The sequence below is a fragment of the Microbispora sitophila genome (assembly GCF_014892245.1).
Classification (GTDB): domain Bacteria; phylum Actinomycetota; class Actinomycetes; order Streptosporangiales; family Streptosporangiaceae; genus Microbispora; species Microbispora siamensis.
Window position 1 is genome coordinate 1 of the sequence record NZ_JADBGC010000038.1, and the last position, 19,292, is coordinate 19,292.

At 72.0% G+C, this 19,292-nt stretch carries 15 protein-coding genes and 1 pseudogene; 11 read left to right on the plus strand and 5 right to left on the minus strand.

Annotated features, from left to right (window positions below):
- On the plus strand, positions 1-1,071 hold a 1,071-nt coding region (locus IL992_RS42060; RefSeq protein WP_449843679.1), incomplete at its 5' end, for a DNA-directed RNA polymerase subunit beta.
- 13 nt (positions 1,072-1,084) lie between these two features.
- On the opposite strand, the gene IL992_RS42065 is transcribed toward IL992_RS42060, so the two are convergent.
- Complete coding sequence (locus IL992_RS42065) at positions 1,085-2,038, minus strand: tyrosine-type recombinase/integrase (protein ID WP_193208879.1); 954 nt, start codon at positions 2,036-2,038, stop codon at positions 1,085-1,087.
- A 98-nt stretch (positions 2,039-2,136) separates the two neighbouring features.
- On the opposite strand from IL992_RS42065, the gene IL992_RS48075 reads away from it, so the two are divergent.
- Complete coding sequence (locus tag IL992_RS48075; protein WP_193208880.1) at positions 2,137-5,181, plus strand: BTAD domain-containing putative transcriptional regulator; 3,045 nt, start codon at positions 2,137-2,139, stop codon at positions 5,179-5,181.
- A gap of 6 nt (positions 5,182-5,187) precedes the next feature.
- On the opposite strand, the gene IL992_RS42075 is transcribed toward IL992_RS48075, so the two are convergent.
- A complete protein-coding gene (locus IL992_RS42075; protein ID WP_193208881.1) occupies positions 5,188-5,616 on the minus strand; it encodes a glutaredoxin domain-containing protein in 429 nt (142 codons plus the stop codon).
- Positions 5,617-5,730: 114 nt separating this feature from the next.
- On the opposite strand from IL992_RS42075, the gene IL992_RS42080 reads away from it, so the two are divergent.
- From IL992_RS42080 to IL992_RS42115, 8 genes are all read left to right on the plus strand, one after another.
- On the plus strand, positions 5,731-6,804 hold the full coding sequence (locus IL992_RS42080) for a LacI family DNA-binding transcriptional regulator (RefSeq protein ID WP_193208882.1): 1,074 nt from the start codon (positions 5,731-5,733) through the stop codon (positions 6,802-6,804).
- A gap of 132 nt (positions 6,805-6,936) precedes the next feature.
- Positions 6,937-8,199, plus strand: coding sequence for an extracellular solute-binding protein (locus tag IL992_RS42085; protein WP_193208883.1), 1,263 nt, complete (start codon positions 6,937-6,939; stop codon positions 8,197-8,199).
- A gap of 123 nt (positions 8,200-8,322) precedes the next feature.
- Positions 8,323-9,165, plus strand: coding sequence for a carbohydrate ABC transporter permease (locus IL992_RS42090; RefSeq protein ID WP_226874783.1), 843 nt, complete (start codon positions 8,323-8,325; stop codon positions 9,163-9,165).
- On the plus strand, positions 9,162-10,016 hold the full coding sequence (locus IL992_RS42095) for a carbohydrate ABC transporter permease (protein WP_193208884.1): 855 nt from the start codon (positions 9,162-9,164) through the stop codon (positions 10,014-10,016). The genes IL992_RS42090 and IL992_RS42095 overlap by 4 nt, the downstream gene beginning before the upstream one ends.
- 44 nt (positions 10,017-10,060) lie before the next feature.
- Positions 10,061-11,263 (plus strand): glycoside hydrolase family 1 protein, encoded by a 1,203-nt coding sequence (locus tag IL992_RS42100; protein ID WP_319019173.1) that lies wholly within the window; start codon positions 10,061-10,063, stop codon positions 11,261-11,263.
- Positions 11,260-12,912 (plus strand): family 20 glycosylhydrolase, encoded by a 1,653-nt coding sequence (locus IL992_RS42105; RefSeq protein WP_193208886.1) that lies wholly within the window; start codon positions 11,260-11,262, stop codon positions 12,910-12,912. Before IL992_RS42100 ends, IL992_RS42105 begins: the two co-directional genes overlap by 4 nt.
- Complete coding sequence (locus tag IL992_RS42110) at positions 12,909-15,215, plus strand: glycoside hydrolase family 3 C-terminal domain-containing protein (RefSeq protein ID WP_193208887.1); 2,307 nt, start codon at positions 12,909-12,911, stop codon at positions 15,213-15,215. The genes IL992_RS42105 and IL992_RS42110 overlap by 4 nt, the downstream gene beginning before the upstream one ends.
- Complete coding sequence (locus IL992_RS42115) at positions 15,212-16,420, plus strand: serine hydrolase domain-containing protein (RefSeq protein WP_193208888.1); 1,209 nt, start codon at positions 15,212-15,214, stop codon at positions 16,418-16,420. Before IL992_RS42110 ends, IL992_RS42115 begins: the two co-directional genes overlap by 4 nt.
- Positions 16,421-16,441: 21 nt before the next feature.
- Here the strand turns inward: IL992_RS42115 and IL992_RS42120 are convergent, their stop codons facing one another.
- Complete coding sequence (locus IL992_RS42120) at positions 16,442-17,269, minus strand: ABC transporter permease (protein WP_193208889.1); 828 nt, start codon at positions 17,267-17,269, stop codon at positions 16,442-16,444.
- The gene (locus tag IL992_RS42125) at positions 17,266-18,252 is read right to left on the minus strand and encodes an ATP-binding cassette domain-containing protein (RefSeq protein WP_193208890.1); all 987 of its coding nucleotides are present in this window, start codon (positions 18,250-18,252) and stop codon (positions 17,266-17,268) included. Before IL992_RS42125 ends, IL992_RS42120 begins: the two co-directional genes overlap by 4 nt.
- 75 nt (positions 18,253-18,327) lie before the next feature.
- Between IL992_RS42125 and IL992_RS42130 the strand changes: the two genes are divergently transcribed.
- Entirely contained in the window at positions 18,328-19,095 is a 768-nt protein-coding gene (locus IL992_RS42130; RefSeq protein ID WP_193208891.1) for a TetR/AcrR family transcriptional regulator, read from the plus strand.
- 55 nt (positions 19,096-19,150) lie between these two features.
- Here the strand turns inward: IL992_RS42130 and IL992_RS49305 are convergent.
- Positions 19,151-19,291 (minus strand): annotated as a pseudogene (locus IL992_RS49305) (virginiamycin B lyase); the annotation flags it as partial.
- Between the last annotated feature and the right edge of the window lies 1 nt (position 19,292).

Here is a 19,292-nt window from a genome sequence, read left to right on the forward strand (position 1 = left end):
GCGATCTTCGGTGAGAAGGCGCGTGAGGTCCGCGACACCTCGCTGAAGGTGCCGCACGGTGAGTCCGGCAAGGTCATCGGCGTGCGGGTGTTCAGCCGTGAGGAGGGTGACGAGCTTCCTCCGGGTGTCAACGAGCTGGTGCGTGTCTACGTGGCGCAGAAGCGCAAGATCACCGATGGTGACAAGCTCGCCGGCCGTCACGGCAACAAGGGCGTCATCTCCAAGATCCTGCCGGTGGAGGACATGCCGTTCCTGGAGGACGGCACGCCGGTCGACATCGTCCTCAACCCGCTGGGCGTGCCCGGCCGGATGAACGTCGGCCAGGTGCTGGAGACACATCTCGGGTGGATCGCCGCCCAGGGCTGGGACATCAGCGGGGTGGAGGAGGAGTGGGCCGAGCGCCTGCGCGGTAAGGACATGGACAGGGTCGAGCCCTGGACCAAGGTCGCCACGCCGGTGTTCGACGGCGCAGGCGAACAGGAGATCATCGGCCTTCTGGGCAGCACCCTCGTCAACCGCGACGGAAACCGGATCGTGATGCCCAGCGGCAAGGCGCGGCTGTTCGACGGCCGCTCGGGCGAGCCGTTCCCCTACCCGATCGCGGTGGGCTACATCTACATCCTGAAGCTGCTGCATCTGGTCGACGACAAGATCCACGCTCGCTCGACCGGCCCGTACTCGATGATCACCCAGCAGCCGCTGGGTGGTAAGGCGCAGTTCGGCGGCCAGCGCTTCGGCGAGATGGAGGTGTGGGCCCTGGAGGCCTACGGCGCGGCGTACGCGCTGCAGGAGCTGCTGACGATCAAGTCCGACGACGTGCAGGGCCGGGTGAAGGTCTACGAGGCCATCGTCAAGGGCGAGAACATCCCCGAGGCGGGCATTCCCGAGTCCTTCAAGGTCCTCATCAAGGAGATGCAGTCGCTCTGTCTGAACGTCGAGGTTCTGTCGAGCGACGGCATGTCGATCGAGATGAGGGACACCGACGAGGACGTCTTCCGCGCGGCGGAGGAGCTCGGCATCGACCTGTCCCGGCGTCCCCACGAGGGCACGATGACCGTCGACGACATCTGAGGAGCGACACCGGTCAGCGGGCGGCGCCGGGGACGCGAAGCCGGTCGACGGCCTCGCGGCGGCGCCGCTCGGGCCGCCGGTCGTACCGCGCGGTGGTGGCGGGGGAGGCGTGGCCCACCAGAGCCTGGGTGGTGGCGAGATCGACCCCGGCGTCGAGCAGTTCGCCGATGAACGTGCGCCGGAAGTCGTGCGGCGTACGGGGGGACGCCCCGGCGGCGGCCAGGCGCCGGGAGACGATGTCGGCGATGGCCTGACCGGTCATGTGGGCCAGCCGCAGCCGCCCGCCCTTGTTGATGGGACAGAACAGGGGGCCGGTAGCCCGGCCGCGTACGGCGAGCCAGAGGTCGAGACGTTCGACGGCCTCCGCGGTCAGGTAGACCAGCCGTTCCTTGTCGCCCTTGCCGCGCACCCGCAGGGAGCGCGCGTGGGGATCGAAGTCGGCCAGGGCGAGCCCGGCGATCTCGGCGCGGCGGCAGCCGGTGGAGTAGAGCGCCGCCAGCATCGCGCCGTCGCGGCGGCCGGCGGGGGAGTGGTCGCCGTCGCACACCTCGAGTGCGGCCGCCAGTGCCTCCGCCTCGACGTGCCGTCCCGCCGGGACGCGGGTGTGCTTGTAGGCGGGCAGGTCGGCGGCCCGCTGGTAGTCCTCGCCGCTCATCAGGCCGAGCCGCCACGCCTCCTTCAGCACACGGCGCAGGGCGACCAGGTGCTTGTTGACGTGGGCGGGCGACCAGCCCTGCTCCCGCATCAGCGTGCGCAGGCGGATCGTGTGCTCGTAGCGGAGCAGTTCCCAGGGCTGACCGGCGCCGGTCGCCTCCGGGTCGCCGGTGATGAGGCGGGCGATGCGGTCGAGGCAGCCCTTCATCGTGCGCTTGGACTCGGGGCTCTGCAGCGCGTCGAGATACACCCGGTAGGGGTCGCGCTCGGGCCGTGCGGGGGCGTTCCGCTCGGGGACGGCGGGGGTGTTCATCGCATCGATCCTACTATGAATCTACATTGTAAAGGCCGCGGATAGTTGCAAGATCATCCACGCCATCGATCGAAACCCTCCACGACAATGAGAGGGTCATGCGAATCGGAATTCTCGGGCCGTTGCAGGTGACCGACGCCCACATCAGAGGTGCGCGCCTGCGCGTGCTGCTGATCCGGCTCGCTCTGGAGCCCGGGAAGGTGGTCACCGCCCGGAGACTCGCCGACGACCTCTGGGAGGAGCCGCCGGCGAACCCGGCGGCGGCGCTGCACTCCCTGGTGTCGCGGCTGCGTCGTGCACTGGACGCGGGACTGCCGGATGCCGTGGTGTCGCATCCGGCCGGTTACCTGCTCGACGTCCCGCCGCAGGAGGTCGACGCGGCCGAGTTCGAACGCCTGGTGCGCGCGGGCCGGGCCGAGCGCGATCCCCGGCGTGCCGCCGCCTCCCTGCGGTCCGCGCTGTCGCTCTGGCGCGGTGCGGCGCTCGCCGACGCGGCGGGCCTGCCGTTCGCGCAGGTGGCGGCGGCGCGTCTGGAGGAGCTGCGTCTTTCGGCGCTGGAGTCACGGGTGGCGGCCGATCTCGCCGCGACGGACCCGGCGGCGGCCGGGGCGCTGGTGGCGGAACTGAAGGAGATCGTCGCCGCGCACCCGCTGCGCGAGCCGTTCCACGCCTTGCTGATGCGAGCGCTGTGCGCAGCGGCGCGGCGCGGGGACGCGCTGGAGGCCTTCGAACGCGTCAGGCGGCGGCTGGCGGACGAACTGGGCGTCGATCCCGGGCCGGAGCTGCGCGTGGCACACCTGGAGGCCCTGCGCGAACCGCCTCCGGCGAGGGTCGCGGGGGCCGCCGTACGGGGGAACGTGCCGGCGCCGGTGACCAGCCTGGTCGGACGGCGGGAGGACGTGGCCCGGATACGGAACCTGCTGTCGGCGGCACGGCTGGTCACGCTGACCGGACCGGGCGGCGCGGGCAAGACCAGGCTGGCGCTGGAGGTCGCGGGCGGGCTCGCCGCCGCCGCGGGTGTCTGGCTGGTCGAACTGGCCTCTGCCGGGCATCCGGCGGACGTGGCCGTCGCCGTGCGGGCGACCATACCTCCGGCCACGCCGGAGCCGGACGGGGACGTCGTCAGGCGGCCGGCCGGGTCGCCGCTCGACGCACTGGTGGGGGCGCTGGCGGGCCGGGAGCTCGTGCTCGTGCTCGACAACTGCGAGCACGTGGTGGACGGCGCGGCGGCGGTGGCGCAGCGGTTGCTCGCGGGGGTGCCGGGGCTGCGGATCCTGGCGACCAGCCGGGAGCCGCTGGACGTCCCCGGCGAGCATCTTCATCCGGTGCGGCCGCTGGCGCTGCCCGGCGACGGGGTGGACGCGGCGCGGGCGCTGGAGTTCCCTGCGGTGGCGCTGTTCGCGGTGCGGGCGTCGGCGGCGCGGCCGGGGTTCGCCGTGGACGATTCGGTGGTGGCCGATGTGGTCGCGGTGTGCCGGGAGCTGGACGGCCTGCCGCTCGCGATCGAGCTGGCGGCGGCCCGGCTGCGGTCGTTCACGGTGCGGCAGCTCGCGGAGGCGGTGGGGGAACGGCTGACGCTGCGCGGCAGCCGTACGGCGGGGCCGCGGCACCGCACGCTGCGGGCGGTCATCGACTGGAGCTGGGGGCTGCTGTCACCGGCGGAGCGCGTGGCGTTGCGCCGGTTGTCGGTGTTCGCGGGCGGGGCGACGGCGGAGGCGGCGCTGCGGGTGTGCGGGGCCGACCTGGAGACGGTGGCCTGTCTGGTGGACAAGTCGCTGGTCGTGGCGGCGGAGCCGGACGGGCTCGCGGACCGGGGGGAGCGGGTGCGTTACCGGCTGCTGGAGACCGTCCGGGCGTACGCGGCCGAGCGGCTGGAGGAGGCGGGCGAGGCGCGGGCCGTGCGGGACCGGCATCTGGACTTCTTCCTCGAGACGGCGGAGGAGTCCGAGCCGGGGTTGCGGACGGCCGATCAGCTTCGCCTGCTGGCGATGCTGGACGCCGAGCGGGGAAACCTCGACGCGGCGCTGGGCCATGCCGTGAGGACCGGGCGGGAACGGCAGGCGCTGCGGCTGTTCACGGCCAGGTTGTGGGCGTGGACGGTGCGGGGACGCGGCGACGAGGCGGCCGGGTGGGCGCGGGCGATCCGGGCGGCGCCGGGTGAGGCCGCGCCGCCCGGGCTGGAGCTGCCGCACACGTTGTGCGTGCTGCTGGCGTCCGACCGGCCGTACGCGTCGCCGGAGGCGCTGCGTGTGGTCGAGGAGTCGGGTCATCCCGTGGCGTTGTGGGCCTGGGTCGTGGGGGTCAGGCCTTCGGGCGCGGGAGTCGATCACTGGCGCAGGGCGCTCGCGGCGATGCGGGTGTTCGCCGATCACGAGGACCCGTGGGCGCGGGCGACGGCACTGCTGATGGGCGGGATCGGGGAGTTCGAGTACGGCAGGGCGGGGGCGAGGGCGGCCGAGGCGCGGTTGCGGGAGGCGCTGGCGGGCTACCGCGCGCTGGGGGAGCGATGGGGGCTGTCGCTGACGCTGTACTGGCTGTCGCTTGCGGCGGAGAACCGGGGTGAGGCGGCGGAGGCGCTGACGCTGCTGGAGGAGGCGGCGGAGCTGGCGGGGCTGGTCGGAGGGTTGGAGGCGGTTCCCGTTCCGTTGATGCTGCGGGTGCGGCTGGCCCAGTTGCGTGCTCGTACGGGTGACCTGGCGGGGGCGGAGCGGGAGCTGGCGCGGGCGGGCGAAGTGGCCGGCCGTACGGGGGATCGGGTGGCGTCGGCGCGGGTGCGGCAGGCTGCCGGGGAGGTGGCACGGCGGCGTGGGGCGCTCGGTGCGGCGGAGGGCCTGCTGGTGGAGGCGTTGGAGCTGGCCGGTGGGCAGGCGGGCGTGCCCGCGCAGTTCCTGGCCACGGTCCACGTCGAGCTGGCGCGGGTGCGGGCGGAGCGCGGTGACCGCGAGGCGGCGTGGCGGTCGCTGCGCTCGGCGCTGGAGTCGTCGGGGCGCGCGGGTGACGAGACGGTGCGGGCGATGGTGCTGGAGGCGGTGGCGGAGTGGTGCGCCGGGGGCGGAGACCTGCCGCGTGCCGCGCTGCTCGCGGGTGCGGCGCGGACGCTGCGGGGCTTGGAGCTTACGTCGCGTGCCCGGAGCAGCCGCTGAGGTTCGTCAGGGCAGTTGCGCGCGCACCCATCGAGGGTCGGGGTTGACGTGCGGCTTGCCCGCCACGACCACGGTCGGCACCGTCTCGTCGCCGCCGGTGGCGGCCCGGACCGCCGCGGCGCCGTCCGGGTCGCGCCAGATGTCGACCCAGTGCATCCGGTGGGCGTGGCGGCCGAGCCGCGTGCGCAGCCGCAGACAGTAGCGGCAGCCGGGGCGCCAGTAGACGATCGGGCGGCCGTCGGCCTCGCTGCGGCGCAGCGCCTCCGCCGCGCTGACGGACCTCGGGAAGACGAGGGGGGACAGCAGGGCGGCGGCCAGCAGGAAGATCAGGAGCAGCGTGACGGCGCCGCCCGGGAACCCCTCGGTGACCTGCCGGGCCGCCGCGGCGAGCCCGACGGCCAGAAAGAGGATCGGCAGCATCCATCGGCGCAGCATGGCGATGACGCTAGCGCATCGGTGCAGGGTGTCGGCGGCCGAGGCGGGCCGGTTGATCCGAGCGGCTACGATCGATCGCGGCAGCGTCGTTCCGAGAGGCGGGTGGGTTGTCCGGTGGCGCAGAGGGCGACCGTCTACGACGTCGCTGAGCGGGCGGGCGTGTCGATCGCGACGGTGTCTTACACGTTCCGCCAGCCGGACAGGGTTCGTCCGGAGACCCGTGAGCTGGTCCTGCAGGCGGCCCGTGTGCTGGGGTATGTGCCGAGCGGGAGTGCGCGCGGGCTCGCGAAGGGCAGATCCCAGGCGCTCGGCCTGTATGCCTTCGACATGTTCCTGCCGTCCGATCTCGGCGCTCCCGCCGCGGACCTGGATGCCCTGGTGCAGCGCGAGCTCGACGGCCTGGGCGATGTGCGGCGGTTCCCGTTGTACGTCGACGAGATCCAGCGTGGGTTCGAGCTGGAGGCGCGGCGGCTGGGGCGTTCGGTGATGCTGGGGTCGGGGGCGAGCCGCGACTCTCTGGGCAGCATCGATCTCGCCGGCAGCGTCGACGGGTTGGCGATCTTCCCGGGGGGCGCGGAACGCGATCTGCTGGAGCACGTGGGGCGCGGCGTTCCCGTGGTGATCTTCAGCAGTCCGCCGATGGACGACTCGCTGCATCACATCACGGTGGCCAACGAGACAGCCGTGCAGGACCTGGTCGATCACCTGATCGGCCACCACGGCTATCGGACTCTCGCGTTCCTGGGGGAGCTGGCCGCCCCCGACATCGCCGCGCGCTTCAAAGGATTCCAGGCCGCGCTGGCCGCGCACGGACGGCCGGTGCCCGAGGAGCCTTTCGACACCACGGTGCTCACCAAGGACAGTCTGCGGTCGTTGCGGGACGCCATCGCGTCCGGCGACCTGCCTGACGCGCTGGTGTGCGCCACCGATCAGCTCGCGCTCACGGTGCTCGATCTTCTGGCACGGCACGACATCCGAGTGCCGCGGGATGTCGCGGTCACGGGCTTCGACGGCATCATCGCCGGTCGGCTCTCGAATCCCACGCTGACCACGGTCCGTCAGCCGTTCGCGTCGATGGGCCGTCTGGCGGTGCGCATTCTGACCGACACCGCCGCGGGGCTCGAGCATCCGAAGTCGTACGTGCTGCCGACGCGGGTGGTCATCGGCGGCAGCTGCGGCTGTCTGTGACGCCTTCGCCCTTGTGACCTGCAGGGACAAGTAGATCTCAATCAGGTAATAGAACTAGATTTTGGTCTTGTTAAGCGCTTAGATTAAGCGCTTAGATCGCGGGGGAGACCGGCAACAAGGAAGGAACCGGACGTGCGATACAGACCTGCGTGGGCTGTCCTGGCCACGGTCGCCGTGGCGGCGACGCTCACGGCGTGCGGCCGAACCGGCGAGGACGGCGGGCAGGCCCAGCCGTCTTCCACCGTCGCGGCGAAGGCGGCGGGCACGATCACGATGTGGGCGATGGGCAACGAAGGCGAACTTCTGCCCGGCTTCGTCAAGAAATTCGAGGACGCCAATCCCGGGGTCACCGTGAAGGTGACGGCCGTGCCCTGGGACGCGGCCTACCAGAAGTTCCAGACCGCCATCGCGTCGGGGAACGTTCCTGACGTCGCCATGATGCCCGGCCTGCCGGTCTTCAAGGACGCCTTCGCGCCCGTTCCCGGCGCCATCGACACCACGGGCATGTACCCGGGGCCCGTCTCGACGGGAACGATCGGTGGCCGGCTGCTCGAGGTTCCCTGGTATGTGGACGTCCGCGTGCTGTATTACCGGACGGATCTGGCCGAGAAGGCCGGCTGGAAGAAGGCCCCGGCCACGTGGGACGAACTGCGGCAGATGGCCAAGGACATGCAGCGGAAGGCCGGCGCGAAGTGGGGCATCCGCCTGCCCGCGGGCACGACCGGATCGTTCCTGTCCACCCTGTGGATGCCGTGGTCGAACGGCGCCGAGCTCATGAACGCCGACCAGTCCGCGTGGACGCTCGACACGCCGGAGTTCGCCGGAGCCTACGAGTACCTGGCGTCGTACTTCACGGAGGGCATCGCCGACCCGAACGTGGACACGGCCACCGCCGCGGAGGTGAAGGACTTCCTGTCGGGTGCGACGCCCATGGTGGTCGACGGCCCGTACGTGCGCAGTGTCATCGCCACGGCCGCCGGGAAGGAGTTCGCGAGCAAGTACGCGACCGCGCCGCTTCCGAAGAAGGAGAGCTCGATCTCGTTCGTCGGAGGGGCGAACCTGGTGGTCTTCAAGGCGGCAAAGAATCCCGATTCCGCATGGAAGCTGGTGCAGTGGCTGAGCCAGGCGCAGACGCAGGCGGCCTGGTACGCCGCCAGCGGTGACCTGCCCGCCGTGCGGAGCGCGTGGCAGGATCCGGCGCTGGCTTCGGACCCGACGCTCGCGGCGTTCGGCGAGCAGCTCACGTCCGCCAAGGCGCCTCCGCAGATCGTCTCCTTCGACAAGGTCGGCGCCGCCGGCGACTCCGCGATCGAGAAGATCGTCAAGGGCGGGGTGACCGTGGCCGACGCGCTACGGGAACTCCAGCAGCGGGCCGACGCCATCGGAGAGTCCTGAGTCGTGTCGAGATCCGCACTCTTGGCGACGCCTGCGCGGGCGCGTACGTCCGGTGACGTGCGTGCCCGCACGGGAGGAGGGCCCGGCTCCGCGCGCCGGCGCCGGCAGACGATGATCGCCTGGATGTTCGCCGCACCGTTCGTCGTCGTCTTCGCGGTGTTCATGATCCTGCCGATCGTCGGCTCGCTCGGCTTCTCCTTCACGGACATGACCGCCAGGGACATCCAGACGCCGTTCAGCGTCGACTTCGTCGGGTTCCGGCAGTACGCCGACGTGCTCACGGACCCGGAGTTCTTGAACGCGGCACGCGTGACGGTGCTGTTCGTGCTCGTCGGCATCCCCGTCACCGTGGGGCTCGGACTGGCGCTGGCGCTGGCGCTCAACTCGGGGATCCGGCGGTTCAGGCCGATCTACCGCCTCGGCTTCTACGCGCCGGTGGTGACCAGCGTGGTCGCCGTCTCGGTCATCTGGCGTTACATCCTGGCCCGCGACGGTCTGCTGAACATGCTCCTCGCGGTGGTCGGCGTCCAGGGTCCGGACTGGCTGAACAGCACCACCTGGGCGTTGCCGTCGTTGATCGTGATGGCCGCGTGGCGCAACACCGGAACGCTGATGGTGATCTTCCTGGCCAGCCTGCAGGGCATCCCGGCCGAGATCACGGAGGCGGCGGCGATGGACGGCGCCGGGCCCTGGCGTCGCCTGCGCAGCGTCACGCTTCCGCTGCTGCGCCCCACGATGCTTCTGGGCGGCGTCCTCATCTCGGTCGGCTATCTGCAGTTCTTCGAGGAGGCCTACGTCATGACGCAGGGCGGGCCGCTCGACTCCACCTTCTCCATGACCTACTACACGTTCGACACCTTCGGCTTCGGCGACCTCGCCAAGGCGTCCGCGGCGAGTTACATCATGTTCGTCGTCATCGCCGTGGTCAGCGCCGTGCAGTTCCGCGCGCTCAGGAGAACCACATGACCCGCACGACCGGGCGCGCCCGGCCCCGGCCGAGACTCCTGTCGGCGCGACCGCTCGGCTACGCGGTGCTGACCGCCGGCCTGGCGGTGTGGCTCATGCCGTTCGCCTGGATGGTGCTGGGCTCGTTCAAGACGCAGGACGAGATCTTCGCCGATCCTCCGACCTGGTGGCCGCAGTCGCCCACCAGCGGGAACTTCACCCGCTGGCTCACACACCTCCACTTCGGCACCTATTTCACCAACAGTCTCGTCGTCGCGGTGCTCACGGTGCTGGGCAATCTGCTGTTCTGCTCGATGGTCGGCTACGCCCTCGCCAAGATGGACTTCGCCGGCAAACGGATCCTGCTCGGCGTCGTGCTGGTGACCATCATGGTGCCGGGCGTCGTGACCTTCGTTCCGCTCTTCGTGATCGTCGCGAAGATCGGGATCCTCAACTCGTACGGCGCGCTTGTGCTGCCGTTCCTCACCCAGCCGGTCGGCGTCTTCCTGATGCGCCAGTTCATGCTCGACATCCCCGACTCCCTGATGGAGGCCGCGCGCATCGACGGCGCGTCGGAGCTGAGAATCTTCATCCGCATCGTGATGCCGTTGTGCGGCCCCGCACTGGCGACGCTCGGCATCCTCACCTTCCTCGGCTCGTGGAACAACTTCCTGTGGCCGCTCGTGGCCAGCCAGTCCGAGTCGATGTACACATTGCCGGTCGCGCTCTCGCTCTACTCCACGGGGCAGTACTCGACCGACTACGGCACACTGCTGGCCGGCGCCGTCCTGATCATCACGCCGATCCTCGCGCTCTTCGTGTTCCTGCAGCGCTACTTCGTGCAAGGCATCGCCACGGTAGGGCTCAAATGACGGCACCGCAGACGCAGACGACCGCAACAGAAGGAGCAGACGTAGTGAATTCGCACGACCTGGCCTTCCCCGACGGGTTTCTTTGGGGGGCGTCGACGGCGGCGCACCAGGTTGAGGGAAACAACGTGGGTAGCGACTTCTGGCAGGCGGAGAACGACGGGACGTGGGGCCTGCCCGACCGGTCGGGCGACGCCTGCGACAGCTACCACCGCTGGGCCGAAGATCTCGACATCGTGCAGAGCCTCGGGCTCAACGCCTACCGGTTCAGCATCGAGTGGGCGCGGGTGGTCCCCACACCCGGTCATCCCTCGCTGGCGGTGTTGCAGCACTACCGCCGGATCATCGAAGGCTGCGGGCAGCGGGGCCTGACGCCGGTCGTCACGCTTCATCACTTCACGAGCCCCGCGTGGCTGAGGGACGAGGGAGGCTGGACGTCCGCGGGGGCGATCGCGCGCTTCACCGAGTACGTCCGCGCGGTGCTGCCGATCCTCGACGGCGTGCCCTGGGTCTGCACGATCAACGAGCCCAACATGCTCGCATGGACGACCGCGCGGCGTGCGCACGGGATCGGCGGCTCCGCCCCCTCCTTCGTCCCGCCGGATCCCGAGATGACCCTCGCGCTGGCACGCGCGCACGCGGAGGCCCGGGAGTTGCTCGCGTCCGTGCCCGGAGTCAGGTCGGGGTGGACGGTGGCGAATCAGAACGTGCAGGACCACGGCGCCGGCGCCGACCGCGCCGCCGAGATGTCGTATCTGATCGACGACCAGTACATCGACGTGGCGAAGGGGGACGACTTCGTGGGCGTGCAGGCCTACAGCCGGCTCCGGGTGGGGGAGCAGGGGGTCATCGCCCCCGGCCCGGCCGACAGGCGCACGATGACGGGCTGGGAGTACTATCCCCGCGCGCTCGAGGAAGCGGTCCGTCATACCGCCGCGCGCCTTGGAGGATCGACGCCGTTGCTGGTGACCGAGAACGGCATCGCGACCGGCGACGACGACGAACGGATCGAGTACACGAGCGAGGCCCTGACGGGCCTGGCCCGTGCGATCGCCGACGGCATCGACGTGCGCGGTTATCTGCACTGGTCGCTGCTGGACAACTTCGAGTGGGGCTCCTGGGAACCGACCTTCGGCCTCGTCGCGGTGGACCGGACGACCTTCCGCCGGACGGTCAAGCCCAGCGCGCGGTGGTTCGGGCGGCTCGCGCAGAACCCCGTCACGACGCTCGGCCAGGAGGTCTCATCGTGACGACGACCGTCGGGGCCGCGGTGCGGCCCGCGCTGGTGCCGTGGCCGTACGCGGTCGCGCTCGACGACACGACGACGGTGCTGGACCCCGGCCGTGTCGTGATCGAGGCGGAGGACGCGCTGCGCGATGCCCGGGAGTGGCTCGAAGGTGAGCTCGCCCGCCTCCCCCGGCAGAGCGGCGGCCATGCGGACGAGCCGCCGCCCCTGCGCGTCGTCCTGCTGATCGGGGAGGCCCCCCACGACGTGCCGCCGGCGAGCGGGGTCGCGCCCGACGAGATCGCGCAGGACGAGCGGCACACCGTGACGATCACTCCCGGCGAGGTGACGGTGACCGGAGCGTGCCCCCGGGCGGTCCTGCGGGGCGCCGCGACGCTGGTGCAGCTGGCGGAGTGCTCCAACGGCCGTCTGCCGACGGGGCGGATCGCGGACGGGCCCGGCCTGGCGTGGCGCGGCCTGATGCTCGACGTCGTGCGACACCCGTTCCGCCTGGAGGAGATCCGCCGCGTCATCGACCTGCTGACGCGGTACAAGCTCAACGTCCTGCACCTTCATCTCACCGACACCGAGGGCTGGAGGCTGCAGTCCGCGTCCCGGCCGAGGCTGAACGCGACGTCGCCGGGCGAGCTGATCACATGGCGCGATCTGGACGCGTTGGCGGCGTTCGCCGCGGCACGCGGGGTGACGATCGTGCCCGAGATCGACCTTCCCGGGCACTGCCTGGCCGCGGTCCGTGCCTACCCGCAGCTCACCGATGGCGGGGCCGCCGCCCGGCTGGGGTATGTGGACCCGTCCGTGCCGGGGGCCGAGGCGTTCCTGGAAGAGACCGTCACCGAGTTCGCGCGTGCGTCTCGCGGCCGTTTCGTCCACGTCGGCGGCGACGAACCCTTCGGGATGCCGCACGAGGCCTACGCCCGTGCGGTCGGCGCCACCGTACGTGCCGCGCACGGGGCCGGAAGGCGGGTCGTCGCGTGGCAGGAGACCGTGCGGACCGGCGCCCTCGGCCGGGGGGACGTCCTGCAGCTGTGGATCGGTGCGGAGACGAGCATCGACGCCGACGCCAAGAAGGCCGAGTTGCCGGAGGCCGCCCACCCGTTCGTCGACCAGATGGTCGCCTTGTTCGCCCTCGCGCCCTCCGACGGCCCCGCCGCGGCGGCGGCCGGACTGCCGGTGCTCGTCTCCTCCAGCGACGTGCTGTACCTCGACCGCCCGTACGCGGAGGCGGCCGGCGACGCCGAGGGGGAAGCGCGCCGTGCCCGGCTCGGCTTTCGCGACTATCCGGCGAAGACTCTCCGTGAGATGTTCGACTGGACTCCGCAGTCGCTGGTCGCAGGGCTGGACGTCCGGATCGCCGGTGTGGAGGCCGCGATCTGGTCGGAGACCATCGAGGACTTCGACGACCTGGCGTTCCTGCTGCTTCCCCGTCTCCCGGGTGCGGCGGAACGGGCGTGGACACGAGAGCGGACACGCTGGGAGGATCACCGGGCGCGGCTGGACCCGCATGCCGAGGTGTGGCAGGCGACCGGATGGGGCGCGGCGTTCCGGCCCGCGACGCGCGGCGAGCGCCCTTCCCCGACCATCGCTCCGGCACCGGGCACCGTCACGGCACCGGGCGCTCCCTCATCCCTCATGAACGCGGAGGCCGGCACATGAACCTCCCCCACGACCTCACCCTGGCCGAGAAGGCGTCCCTGACCTCGGGAAGCAGCACCTGGCAGACCACCGCCGTCGGCGAGCGGGTGCGCGCGCTCACGCTAACCGACGGCCCGCACGGCATCCGCAGGCAGGACCCCGCGTCGGGCGACGCGCTCGGGCTGAACAACAGCCTTCCCGCCACCTGTTTCCCGCCCGCCGTCACGCTCGGGTCCTCCTGGGACCCTGAGCTGGCCCGGCGGGTGGGTGCGGCCCTCGCCAGGGAGGCGTCCGCGCTCGGCGCCGACGTCGTGCTCGGCCCCGGGGTGAACATCAAGCGTTCCCCGCTGTGCGGCCGCAACTTCGAGTACTTCTCGGAGGACCCGCTGATCAGCGGGGTGATGGGCGCGGCCCTGGTCACCGGGATCCAGTCGCTGGGGATCGGCGCGTGCGTGAAGCACTTCGCGGTCAACAACCAGGAGACCGACCGGATGCGGGTGAGCGCCGACGTCGACGAGCAGACCCTGCGCGAGATCTACCTGCCCGCCTTCGAGCGGATCGTGCGCGAAGCGGCGCCGTACGCCGTGATGTGCTCCTACAACAAGATCAACGGAGTGTACGCGAGCGAGAACCGCAGGCTGCTGACCGAGGTGCTGCGGGACGAGTGGGGCTTCGACGGGCTGGTGGTGTCGGACTGGGGCGCGGTCAACGACCGGGTCGCCGCCCTGGCCGCCGGGCTGGACCTGGAGATGCCCCCGACCGGCACCGACGAGCGGATCGTCGCGGCGGTCGCGGCCGGGCACCTGGAGGAGTCGGTGGTCACCGCCGCCGCCGAGCGCGTCATCCTGCTCGGTCGCCGGGTGGAGGGCGCGCGGCGCTTCGACGGCTGGGACGAGGAGGCCCATCACGAGCTGTGCCGCGAGGCCGCCCGGGCCGGCGCCGTCCTGTTGAAGAACGACGGCGACCTGCTGCCGCTCGACCCGGCCGCCCCCCAGCGGATCGCCGTCATCGGGGAGTTCGCCCGTACCCCGCGTTATCAGGGCAACGGCAGCTCGCACGTGGTGCCCACCCGCCTGGACACCCCTTGGGACGCGCTGCGGGCCGCCGCCGGCCCCGGCACCGAGCTGACCTTCGCCCCCGGCTTCACCCTGGCGCACGATCGGGGGGACGGCGCGCCGGACGCCGCCCTGGCGGCCGAGGCCGTGGCCGCCGCGGCGCGGGCCGATGTCGCGCTGGTGTTCCTCGGTCTGCCCGAGGTCGCCGAGTCCGAGGGCTTCGACCGGACCACGATCCACCTTCCGGCCGACCAGATCGCCCTGTTGCACGCGGTGTCGGCCGTCTGCCCGCGGATCGCGGTGGTCCTGGCCAACGGCGGGGTCGTCTCCGTGGCGGAGTGGCAGGACATGGCGTCCGCCGTCCTGGAGGGGTGGCTGCCGGGGCAGGCCGGCGGGGCCGCGCTGGCCGACCTGATCTTCGGGGTCCACAGCCCGAGTGGCAGGCTGACCGAGACCATCCCGCTCAGGCTCGCCGACACCCCCTCCTACCTGCACTTCCCCGGACAGGACGGGCATGTGGTGTACGGCGAGGGCCGCTACGTCGGTTACCGCCACTACGACACCCTGGATGTTCCCGTGGCCTATCCCTTCGGCCACGGCCTGAGCTACACCCGGTTCTCCTACAGCGACCTGCGGGTCGTGAAAAGCGGCGAGAACGCCTGGACGGTGGAGGTCACCGTCACCAACACCGGCGGCCGGTCCGGCCACGAGGTGGTGCAGCTCTACGTGGCCTTCGAGGAGCCGATCCCGTCCCGGCCGAGGCACGAGCTGCGCGGCTTCGCCAAGATCGGGCTGGAGCCCGGCGAGTCCGAGCGGGTCTCCTTCGCGCTGACCGGCAGGGACATCGCGCAGTGGTCGCCGGCCCGCCACGGCTGGCGGGTGGACGAGGGGTGTTTCCTCGTCGAGGTGGGCGCCTCCTCGCGTGACATCCGTCTCAGGGCGGAGGTCGCCGCGGCCGGGGACGGACAGGTGGGCGAGCTCGGGCCGATGTCCACGCTGGGGGAGTGGCTGGCCCATCCCGTCGGCGCGCGACTGCTCGGTGAGCGGATGCGGCACGTCGCCCGCCTCCTCGGTGCCTCCGGCGGCCACTCGGCGCTGATCGAGCTGGCTCTGGGGATTCCGCTGGTCAAGTTCTCCACCTTCGGCATCGGGCTGACCCCGGACGTCGTCGCCGAACTCGTCGCCGCGGCCCGCGAGGCGTCCTCGCATGACGACGGCTCCGGGGCGACGGTGCCGCAGGGCACCCGTACGACAGGAGGTAGTCGATGACCGCGGTCCACGGCCGCGTCCACCCGGGCTTTGAAGCCGTTCGCGCGGCCTTCGCACGCGGGCAGCACGACGACGGGGGCGCCGCCCAGCTCGCCGTCTACCAGGACGGGCGCCTCGTGGTCGACCTGTGGGCGGGCGGCGACCCGATCGGCGGACGCACCGTCGGGGGCGACTCGCTGGGCATCGTCATGTCGGTCAGCAAGGGAGCCGTCGCCACCTGCGCCCACATGCTGTCCCAGCGCGGCGTGCTCGACCTGGACGCTCCGGTCACCGATTACTGGCCGGAGTTCGCGACCGGGGGCAAGGCCCGGATCAGGGTGTCGGACCTGCTGTCCCACCGGGCCGGCCTTTCGGGGTTCGACCCTTTCGACCCTGAGGCGCCGACCGGCCTGGAGGGATACCTGGACTGGGCCGCCTGCGTGGCCGCCCTGGAGGCGATGAGCCCGCTGTGGGAGCCGGGGACCGCCATGATGTATCACGCCCTCACCTACGGCTACCTCGTCGGCGAGGTCATCCGCCGCGCCACCGGGAGGACCGTGGGGGCCGTCCTTTCAGACCTGGTCGCCGGTCCGCTCGGGCTGGACCTGTGGATCGGCCTGCCCGAGTCCGAGGAGCACCGCTTCGTCCCGCAGTTCTCCCGGCAGCCTCAGCCGAGCGAGGAGGAGGTGCTCGCGCTGCTCACCGGTCTGGGCCTCGACCCGGCCGACCGGCTGGTGCGTGCCACCGCCGCGACCTTCCGCGGCGTCGCCGCGGCGGCGGAGGGGTTCAACCGGCGCGAGGCCCATGTCGCCGAGGTCCCTGCCGCCAACGGCATCGCCAACGCCCGCTCGCTCGCCCGCATGTACGCGGCGACGATCGGCGAGGTCGACGGGGTCCGCCTGCTCGACGGCGACAGTGCGGCACGGGCGAGCGCCCCGCAGACCGACGACCTGCCCGCCCCGCCGCCCTTCGACCGCCTGCCCGGCCCGGAGTCCTCGCGCTTCGGGCTCGGCTACGAGTTGTCCCGCCCCGGCCTTCCGATGCTCGGGGAGGGGTCGTTCGGCCACGCCGGAGCCGGGGGACGCCTGGCCTACGCCCAGCCGCGCACCGGTACGGCCGTCGCCTACGTGTGCACCGACATGAGCTGGAATCCCGCGGCCGGCCCCGATCCACGCTGGGTGCCGTGGACCCGGGCTCTGCGGGACATCGTGAGCGGTGCATCGTGAGCGGGACGTCGTGACGGGGTGTCAGCGGTCGAGGCGGCGGTAGCGGCGGACCGACAGCGGGAAGAAGACCGCGATGAGCAGCAGCGGCCAGACCAGGGCCATGACCGCGGCGTGCTCGGCGATCCAGGTGGTGCCGCCCGCCCCGGGGTTGCCGAACAGGTCGCGGGCGGCGGCCATCGTGGCCGACAGCGGGTTCCACTCGGCGACGGCGGCAAGCCAGCCGGGCATGGTGCCGGTCCAGGCGAAGGCGCTGGACAGGAAGCCGACGGGCCAGACGAGCACCTGGACGGCCATGACGGCTTCCGGGCCGTTGAGGGTCAGCCCGAGGTAGATGCCGACCCACAGGAACGCGAAGCGCAGCAGCAACAGCAGCCCGACGGCGAGGGCGGCGCGAGCGGGGCCTTCGTGCCAGCGCCAGCCGACGGCCAGGCCGCAGGCGATCATGACGATGAGGCCGAGGACGGTGTTGAGCATGTCGGCGACGCTGCGGCCGAGGACGACGGCCGAGGAGGCGATGGGCAGGGAGCGGAAGCGGTCGGTGACGCCCTTGGCGGCGTCGCGGGCGACGGCGGTGAAGGTGGCCTCGATGCCGAAGAGCATGGTCATGGCGTACATGCCGGGCATGAGGTATTCGCGGTAGTCGCCGCCGCCCGGTACGGCCATGCCGCCGCCGAACAGGTAGCCGAACATCAGCACGATCATGACGGGGAACAGCAGGCCCGCCACGACCTGGCCGGGTTTGCGGGCCCAGTGGCCGAGGTCGCGCAGGGTGACGGTCCAGCCGTCGGCGAGGGCCCAGCGCAGCCGCGCGGCCGCGGTGCGGGGGATCTCGGGCGCGGTGACGGTCATGCGGCGGCTCCCTTTTTCGTGCCGTTTCCCGTGCCGGTCGGGTGGCCGGTCAGGTGGAGGAAGACCTCGTCCAGGGTGGGCCGCCGTACGGCGATGTCCGCCACGGCGATGCCTGCGGCGTCCAGGGCGCGCAGGACCTCGGGGAGCGCGGCGGACCGGTCGCGTACGGGTGCGCTGACGCGGCGGGAGTCGGCGTCCACGTCGACGGACACATCACCTGTGGCGCCCGCCACCCGGCCGGCGATCGCCGCCGTGGCGGGCAGGTCGGCGGTGTGGCGCACGACGACGTCGAGGCGGTCGCCGCCGAGCGCGGACTTCAGCTCGTCCGGGCTGCCCTCGGCGACGACGCGGCCCGCGTCGACGACCGAGACACGGGAGGCGAGCTGGTCGGCCTCCTCCAGGTATTGGGTGGTGAGGAGCACGGTGGTGCCCGCGGCGACGAGGCCGCGGACGGCGTCCCACACCTCGGTGCGGCCGCGCGGGTCCAGGCCGGTGGTGGGCTCGTCGAGGAACAGCACCGGCGGGGAGCAGATCATGCCGACCGCCAGGTCGAGACGGCGGCGCATGCCGCCGGAGTAGTGCCCGACGGGTCTGGTCCCGGTGTCGGCCAGGCCGAACCGGGCGAGCAGCTCGTCGGCCCGGGCGCGGGCCGCGGCGGGGCGCAGGTGGTGGAGGCGGCCGAACATGACGAGGTTCTGCCTCCCGCTGAGGACCTCGTCGAGGGCGGCGTGCTGGCCGACCAGGCCGATGCTGCGGCGTACGTCGGCGGCCTGCCGTACGACGTCGAAGCCGGCGACGCGGGCGGTGCCGCCGTCGGGGCGCAGCAGCGTGGTGAGTATCCGGACGGCGGTGGTCTTGCCGGCGCCGTTCGGCCCGAGCAGGCCGTGCACCGTGCCCTCGCCGACCGCCAGGTCGACGCCGTCGAGGGCGGCGGTGTCCCCGTACCGCTTGCGCAGCCCTTCGGCCACGACCGCGTGTGTCATGGTGGCTCCTCCGTAGGTTTAGTACGATGTACCGTACAGCATACGGAATCAGGGTGCGCATAGAATTCGCAGGCGATGACGGAGTACAGCTCGCAGGGAGACCCGGCGCGGAGTCTGGCCCTGCTGTGGCGCACGGGTGAGCGGACCGGGCGCAAGGGCAAACCGGATCTCGGGGTCGACCGGATCGTGCGCGCGGCGATCGAGGTCGCCGACGCCGAGGGCCTGGCCGCGCTGTCCATGCGGAAGGTCGCCGAGCAGCTCGGGGTGGGGACGATGTCCCTGTACACCTACGTCCCGGGCAAGGCCGAGCTGATCGACGTCATGCTCGACACCGCGTACGGCGAGCTGCCCGCCCCCGCCGAGGTGCCGGGCGGCTGGCGGGGCAGGCTGGAGCTGATCGCGCGGGAGAACCTGGCGCTTTACCGGCGGCACCCGTGGATGCTGCAGGTGTCGTCGATCACCCGGCCCCCGCTGGGTCCCAACCTCATCGCCAAGTACGACTACGAGTTGCGGGCGGTCGACGGCATCGGCCTGGACGACCTCGAGATGGACTCGGTCGTCACGCTGCTCAACGGCTACGTGAGCGGCGCGGCGCGGGGCGCGGTGGAGGCGGCGCAGGCGCCGGGGGACACGGGCGTCACCGACGAGCAGTGGTGGTACGCCCACGCGCCCTACCTGGCCAAGGTGTTCGACCCCCGGCGTCACCCGGTCGCCGCCCGGGTGGGCGCGGCGGCGGGCGAGGCGTACAACGCGGCCTACGACCCCGGCCAGGCCTTCGAGTTCGGCCTGCAGCGCGTGCTCGACGGCATCGAGGCGTTCGTCGCCGCCCGCACCGCCGGATGAACGGCGCTCCGATCACACCGCACCGCGCTGAGGCAGGTCCATGTGCTGGTTGTGATCAGGGGGTGATGCGGGCGAGTGCGCCGATCTCCAGTGCCGTCCACAGCGCGCCGTCCGGACCCAGGGCGATGCCGTGGGGCTCGCAGCCGGGGGTGGGCAGGTCGTGCACCTCGATGACGCCATCGGCGATCGAGCCGACG

What these genes read in the sequence shown, in the direction of transcription:
- IL992_RS42115 (WP_193208888.1), top strand. Translation starts at nt 15,212, where the DNA reads ATGACCGCGGTCCACGGCCGCGTCCACCCGGGCTTTGAAGCCGTTCGC.
- IL992_RS42130 (WP_193208891.1), top strand. Translation starts at nt 18,328, where the DNA reads ATGACGGAGTACAGCTCGCAGGGAGACCCGGCGCGGAGTCTGGCCCTG.
- IL992_RS42110 (WP_193208887.1), top strand. Translation starts at nt 12,909, where the DNA reads ATGAACCTCCCCCACGACCTCACCCTGGCCGAGAAGGCGTCCCTGACC.
- IL992_RS42120 (WP_193208889.1), bottom strand. Translation starts at nt 17,269, where the DNA reads ATGACCGTCACCGCGCCCGAGATCCCCCGCACCGCGGCCGCGCGGCTG.
- IL992_RS48075 (WP_193208880.1), top strand. Translation starts at nt 2,137, where the DNA reads ATGCGAATCGGAATTCTCGGGCCGTTGCAGGTGACCGACGCCCACATC.
- IL992_RS42125 (WP_193208890.1), bottom strand. Translation starts at nt 18,252, where the DNA reads ATGACACACGCGGTCGTGGCCGAAGGGCTGCGCAAGCGGTACGGGGAC.
- IL992_RS42095 (WP_193208884.1), top strand. Translation starts at nt 9,162, where the DNA reads ATGACCCGCACGACCGGGCGCGCCCGGCCCCGGCCGAGACTCCTGTCG.
- IL992_RS42075 (WP_193208881.1), bottom strand. Translation starts at nt 5,616, where the DNA reads ATGCTGCGCCGATGGATGCTGCCGATCCTCTTTCTGGCCGTCGGGCTC.
- IL992_RS42065 (WP_193208879.1), bottom strand. Translation starts at nt 2,038, where the DNA reads ATGAACACCCCCGCCGTCCCCGAGCGGAACGCCCCCGCACGGCCCGAG.
- IL992_RS42090 (WP_226874783.1), top strand. Translation starts at nt 8,323, where the DNA reads ATGTTCGCCGCACCGTTCGTCGTCGTCTTCGCGGTGTTCATGATCCTG.